The organism is candidate division KSB1 bacterium (genome assembly GCA_022562085.1).
Classification (GTDB): Bacteria; Zhuqueibacterota; Zhuqueibacteria; order Oceanimicrobiales; family Oceanimicrobiaceae; genus Oceanimicrobium.
In genome coordinates this window covers 1-6,443 of the sequence record JADFPY010000265.1, presented here as the reverse complement: position 1 = coordinate 6,443, position 6,443 = coordinate 1, and the positions used below count along the sequence as shown (strand labels likewise).

The following is a 6,443-nucleotide window of genomic DNA, read 5'->3' as shown; positions in this document are numbered from 1 at the left end:
AGCGGGAGCTTGGGAAGGAGGTAGCAGAAAATTGCCTACTGACGCGAAGCGAATGACAATACCCGTCATTAAGTCATTAGGCCATTTGCCTTCGACGTCATTTTCGACAGCAGCAAAAAGTCACCTCTTTCAATGACAGCGAAGCGTTAATGACAGCTGATAATAGCACCTTGGTTTGGACCACAACAAAACAGGTCGTTTGACATTTGCGGCTTCGCCGCGCTATGCGCTCTAAAAATTATACTCCCTTTTTCTTTCTGAGACGACTTCTGCCCACTCCTTTTTTACATCAATTTTGGGATCGGTGCGGTAATAAATGTAGCCTTTTTCGCGGGCATTCGGATTTTGAATCTGGTCAACCAATCGCATGGTGCTAAACCAGTTGGATTGCTCATGCAGCCGATCATCGATCATAATCTGCCTGTCGAAATCGACAGAGTCAGGAATCCAGGTCAGGAAACTGCCGACAAAGGTGTATGATTCCGGCAGATCGTATTTTTTTCGATAATAATTGATGGGTCCCGCGTGACCATAACTTCCGCCGTAAATCAAGCAGGACTTCTGCTCAGCCGGTGATAAACTGTGGTACAAGTCAGCCACTTTGGCGACCATCTCTTCCCAGCCGTGCATGTCGGCATAGTCCTGCGGCAAGGGATAAATCTTGCCATCTTCCCAGTAGAGCGGGCCGTCCAGCCCAAATTTGTCTTTCATAAAAGCGCAATATTGTTTCATTTTTTCAACTCGCAGGATCGGCAGGCCATAAGGGAGCGTAGGAAGAGTTGCTGCGACCATAACAAAGATCAAAATATATTTGAGTGCCCTGTGTTTATTTTCTAAAAACTTTTCAATTGCTACTCCGCCGGCCGCCATTAACATCGCATAGGCGCCTAAAGAGTAGTAGCTTTTACCGCTTAATAAAAGCAGGGACAAAATGATAAACAGATAGGTCCAGCCCAGAATTCGATAGGCAGATAGTTTAGATCCGAAAAAAAGATAAAGTAATCCGGGCAGCCAAATAATTGAAGCAACTTGATGAAATCTGAACTGTGCCTGCAAAAAGCCCAGGGGTTGCACATTCTTTAACTGGCTTTGGCTTAGCTCCGCCATGTGACTGACCACAGGTAGATTGTGCTGGACCTGCCAAATGAGGTTGGGCAGGGCGATAAGCAGGGCAATCCCCAGGGCTAAGTAAGGATATTTAGTCTTCAGCCATTTTCGATGCGGCGTCAAAAGCAGGCCAATGAAGAAGGCGGCAAAGAAAACAGCAATGGAGTACTTGGTTAGAATTCCGACACCCGCCGCAATGCCGAGATAAAGCCACTGTTTTGGATCCTGAGTTTTTATGATTCGGACGATGAGAAAGGCGGACAAAAACCAGCAGAATTGATTAAAGCTCACCGGCTGAAACAGGGTATTGCTGCGCATAAAAGCAGGGGAGAGGATAAAAGCCGCACATGCGAAAATTTGCGCCCATTTCTTCCCGCCCAGATCTCTGACCATGACCCCGATGAGAAAAACGGTCAGACTTCCGATCAATGCCGGGAAAAGGCGAACCATAAAAAGGCTCCCTCCTAAGCTTTGCGCCAGCCACCCCAGCACGGCAATAACCGGAGGCACTTCCATATAGCCCCAGGAAAGATGCTGGCCTTCGGCAAGATAAAGAAATTCATCCCGGTGGAAGCTGTAGTTTGTATTGGTGAGTAGATGAATGAGCAGTTTGAAAATAGCCAGAATGAAGACTATTTTCCAGGTTTGCCAGAAAACTTTTAAATCTGTCTTCAGCTTCATTTTTGAGTATGCCTCGACCGGGATTTCGTGATTGCCGCCGCCACGACCACTGCATCGAGCAAGGTTTGGCGAACCTGGTCCAGAGTTTCAGCCAGGACTTTGGTCATCTGCTCAGCTTCCCCGACATCTTTTTTCTCAATGGCTTCGCGAACCCCCGGCAGGGTTTTCACGCCATAGCCGGTGTAAAAACCGGGGGCATAAATTTGATGCCGGTACCAGGGCCGCCCCGGCAAGCCGTCCTGATGCAGAAAGCCCTGTTCCGCTTTTAGAAGCAAATTATTCAACTGCTTTATTGGGTCGCTTTGACGGTCTATTTCCGCCGCGCTCATTTGTGAGATGCGTCTGATTTCACCATCGAGTACCGTCGCCGTTGCCTGCAATTCTGCATTCGCCGCATGAATCGTTGCGAGATGAATGGACTCGTTTAAGTCACGCTTTTTGAGTTCCTCATCGAGCTCGTCCAGATAACGGTCAATGGTTTCAGTCGTGCTGGTGTAAGTAAAGGGCAGGACGTCGGCGTTGGCCATGCGCGTGAGAAAAATCGCCACCAGCTCAGCTTGCTTTTCCCCAAAAGCGAAGCCCGGGTCACCGTGGGTTGTAAAAAACCAGTGGCTGTCATAGCGCGAATGATAAATACCGTTGCCGGAGCTAAATCCTAAATTGATTGCTGGAATCCCCAGGTGATCCAGAAAGACCGTATAATCGCTGCCGGAACCCAGAGCGCCGAGCCGAACATCCTTGCGGGCCCCTTGAGCCACAAGTTCGGTTTCATCAAATTGTTTGCTCCAGGATTCGTGGATGGTGAGCGAGTCTCCCGGAACCCTGACCTCGCGAGAAATTTCATTGATAAAGGGCTGCAGGGAATGGCTGCCTGCGGCGCTAAAATCCCCGGCCGTGTAACTCTCCCGGTTAAGATAAACCACCATCTCGCTCTGAAGTTTTTCAGCAAATTCTTCGCCATATTCGGTGGAGCCGATCAAACCGTATTCTTCCCCATCCCAGCTCGCAAAGGCAATGGTTCTCTTCGGCCAAAAGCCTTTTTTGGCGAGGTCGGCGATGACCCTTGCTGATTCCAGCAAAGAAACCGCACCACTAATGGGGTCGCGGCCGCCAAATGTCCAGGCATCGCGGTGGCCGCCGGTCATGATAATTTTATCCGGCTCTTCACTGCCGCGCAAATAACCGATGACGTTTACAATCGGGCGCACCCCCCAATCGAATTTCAATTTCATGTGCACTTTTGCCGGTCCCGGACCATGATGATAAGTAATGGGCAGGCCGCCGCGCCAACTTTCAGGGACCGTTTCACCGCCGATATTTCGAAGAATCGGCAGGGCGTCGTTGTAAGAAATGGGCAAAACCGGAATCTTCTGCAGGGTGGTGATTTCTTTTAAAGGAATGCGCTCCGCCCCGATTTTGGAGGGCCACATCGGAGTCTGAGGATCGCCGGGGTAAGTCGGCATGTCCATGACTGAGCCGCGCTGCACTCCGTCTCCCGGTCGCCATTTGCCTTGCGGCAGAACGTCCCCCTTGGCAAAACCGTCATCGGCTGGATCTGAATAAAGCAGGCAGCCGATGGCGCCGCGTTCGCCGGCAAGCCTGGGCTTGATGCCGCGCCAGCTCTTTCCGTAGCGGGCGATGACAATTTTTCCTTCGACTGAAATGCCCAGCGAGTCCAGAATGTCATAGTCAGCCGGGATGCCGTAATTCACATAAACAACTTCGGCGGTCACGTCGCCGTCTGCAGAGTAGGCGTTGAAAGGAGGGAGGACGCCTTCCTGGCCCGAATCCGGATCTTCGGGAAAAGCCGGTTCCATGAGTTTCAGCGTAAACTTTTCAGGTTCGAGAAGCTCGACGAGGCGTTCGATCGGGCGCGGCAGCAAAGCCTCGTAGGTGTTCATTTCGATTTCATCAAAACCAAATTCGCGCAATTTCTCCGCAAAGTACTCCGCGGTGCGGACGTTTGCCGCCGTGCCGGCATGGTGAGGTTCGGCGGTCATGGCTTTGTGGTATATCAACATGCGATCGCCGGAAGGCTTTCCGATAATTTGTTGTTCTAGCTCGCGCTGTTTTTCCGCTGATGCCTGAGTGAAACCCAGCATTGAGGAATTTTGTGCAAAAGTCAAACTGGCGAATGAGTTCGAGATCAACAAAGTCAGCAAAATAAAACTTTTTTTCAGCATTTGTTTTCTCCAGTCCGGTAAATTCAGCTTATTGTTCAGCCCAGCTTTTTTTAGTAACTCGTTCCAGCGGCTCCCGGGTAGTGGTTGGCCGGAATGCTTCCCTGGTTTTTAAATTAAACCAATCTCCCGGTGACAAAAAGTAAAATTTGCCGCCGGAATCGAGCATGCGGTTGTGATCGTAAATCGCAACGTAACTTTGCCCGATGACTTCAAATTCATCGCCCCGAACGACGATTGCTGTGTTTTCATCCAGGCCGATTCCCAAAAGCTCGGGTTTGGCTTCGATTATCTCAATCAGATCGAATTGGCGGTTGCGTTTGAGAAGATGTTGATCGATGGCAACGTTTTTCAGGAAAGACAGACCTTCCTCGTGATCTCCCATCATAATTGTATTGGTTTCAGTGTCGCCTCTGGCCAGGTAAGAACCTTGTATGGTGGCCCCCGCTGAGGAGCCGCCAATCACACCGCCGCGATCGAGGAGTGCCTTGAGCGCCTCGTGCACTTTTGTGTTGAGATAAGAATCCGCCAAACGCCATTGCCGGCCGCCCGCGAACCAAACACCCCGGGCCTCATTTATTGGCTGGGTAAATTCATCTGCATCGGTCGCTTTGGGATCGTAAGTGTGAAGTACGGTCAAATTTGTGGCGCCCGCTTCTTTAAATTGTTTTAAGCCGCGCCAATATTGGTCGTAGTCTTCGCGTCCTCCTGCAGTTGGAATGACCACAATCGGGACGTCAGCGCCGCCGGCAAGGTCCAGAAAACGTTTCAGGATGGTCTGATCTTTCAGAGCCCCGCCGACAATTACTAATGAACCGTTTGCCGGGCCAATTTCCTGGGCCTGTGCAGTAAACGTAAATATCAAACCTGAAACCCAAACAGACCAACATTTGACTTTAAACCTGTTCATGAAAATTCCTCCGGATTTTATTCGAGTACATAACGCGGGTATGTTTTCTTAGCTTGTTCTGCTTCACTTAAATCAATTTCTAAGGTAACAATTGGCCGGTCGACAGAAGTTGTGGCCAGCACATCTCCGTCAGGTGAGATTATCCAGCCTGGTCCCCCCATCTCCTTCGGTCCGCCAAGTGTAATCAGATTAGATGATAAACAAAAAGCACCGGACACAACAGCCGCTGCCCGGCCGCCCGCTAACCATTTGTCCAAAGTCGATCTCGGAGTCGCCCGTGGACAGGCCAGCAAATGAATCGCCTGCTGGCCATAAGCTCTGGCGTGCTGCATGAACCAGAGTTCGGTACAAATGAGGAAACCGACGCGAGCTTGTCCTAAGTCGACGGGTTTAAAATCTACCTGACCCCGATCATACCAGGTGGCTTCCCAAAAACCTTCTTCATCGGGCAAATAAGTTTTTGCATGGGCTGCTCGATATCCTGATTTGGAATCCCAGACAAAGCCTTCGTTCAAACGCCGGCCCGCAGAATTAATGGGTCGCGTTCCAATGATGTTTGCGGGAGAAAGATCCCCAAAATGTGTGAGCCAATTGTCGTGGGCAGCAACCGTCTCTTGCCAGGTTTCCGGATCAAACTGCCGGGTTTTAGCAATCCACGGATAAAAAGGCATTTCAGGAAGCAAAACAAGATCGCTAGCCTCAGCTTTTACATGGCTTGTCAGTTGCTGCCAATCCTTGAGCAGTGCTTCAGTATCATTAGCGAGTTGGCAAACGGTGATTCTCACTGGTTTTTCGACCTTTTCTCCTTCATATCTCAATGTTTTTTTTACGTCGAATGAAAGGTGTAGACAAGTGAAGAATAAATAAGCTATCAAATTACGGCAAAATGTCAAGCGGAAACCTGTTGGTCAATAATTTGCGGGAACAAAATGCGACCTGGTATGGGTTAGATAAATTAATGCTAATCCAAGGAGAAGAAATGAAGCGTGGTTTAATTTTAAGTTCTTTATCGTTGTTGGTTCTTATTTGTTTCCAGGGAACGAGTCATGGCCAGGCTCAAGTTCATTCCGACGATAACAACTCTACCAGCTCATTCGCTGTTGTGGAATTATTCACTTCAGAGGGATGCTCGAGCTGCCCGCCGGCGGATAAACTTTTAGGAGAGATTGTTGCCAATGCTCGCGATAACAAAAAACCGGTGTTTGCTCTCGCGTTTCATGTCGATTATTGGGACTATATCGGCTGGAAGGATCCTTATGCAAAAAAAGCTTTTTCCGGACGGCAGCAAAGGTATGCCCAGGCCTTCCGGTCCAACCGGATTTACACACCGCAAATGATCGTTAATGGCACAGAAGAATTCGTGGGCTCAAACCGGGCCAAAGCCAGAGCAAACATAGAATCTGCACTTAAGAAATCGGCTGACTTTACTTTATTTCTGGAAAAATCAGGCAGCAAAGAATCAAATCAATTAGAGATAGAATACAACCTGTCAAAGTTACCCGAAGATGCTGTTTTGAATTTGGCGCTGGTTGAACGCGGTTTGGTGCAAAATATCAAGCGCGGGG

Annotated in this window: 5 protein-coding genes; 1 reads left to right on the top strand and 4 read right to left on the bottom strand. The window is 49.4% G+C overall.

Going from position 1 to position 6,443, the window contains the following annotated elements; genetic code table 11:
- Window positions 1-231: 231 nt before the first annotated feature.
- From IH879_17500 to IH879_17485, 4 genes are read right to left on the bottom strand one after another with little or no spacing between them, the layout of a single operon-like run.
- Window positions 232-1,788: a glycosyltransferase family 39 protein gene (locus tag IH879_17500; protein MCH7676719.1), complete on the bottom strand. Its 1,557-nt coding sequence runs from the start codon at window positions 1,786-1,788 to the stop codon at window positions 232-234.
- Window positions 1,785-3,971: a M28 family peptidase gene (locus tag IH879_17495; GenBank protein ID MCH7676718.1), complete on the bottom strand. Its 2,187-nt coding sequence runs from the start codon at window positions 3,969-3,971 to the stop codon at window positions 1,785-1,787. The genes IH879_17500 and IH879_17495 overlap by 4 nt, the downstream gene beginning before the upstream one ends.
- Before the next feature lie 28 nt (window positions 3,972-3,999).
- Window positions 4,000-4,878, bottom strand: a complete 879-nt coding sequence (locus IH879_17490; protein MCH7676717.1) for a cyanophycinase — start codon at window positions 4,876-4,878, stop codon at window positions 4,000-4,002.
- A gap of 17 nt (window positions 4,879-4,895) precedes the next feature.
- Window positions 4,896-5,663, bottom strand: a complete 768-nt coding sequence (locus IH879_17485) for a carbon-nitrogen hydrolase family protein (GenBank protein ID MCH7676716.1) — start codon at window positions 5,661-5,663, stop codon at window positions 4,896-4,898.
- Between the two features lie 173 nt (window positions 5,664-5,836).
- Between IH879_17485 and IH879_17480 the strand changes: the two genes are divergently transcribed.
- Window positions 5,837-6,443, top strand: a 607-nt coding sequence (locus IH879_17480; protein MCH7676715.1) for a DUF1223 domain-containing protein, incomplete at its 3' end; no start/stop codon positions are given.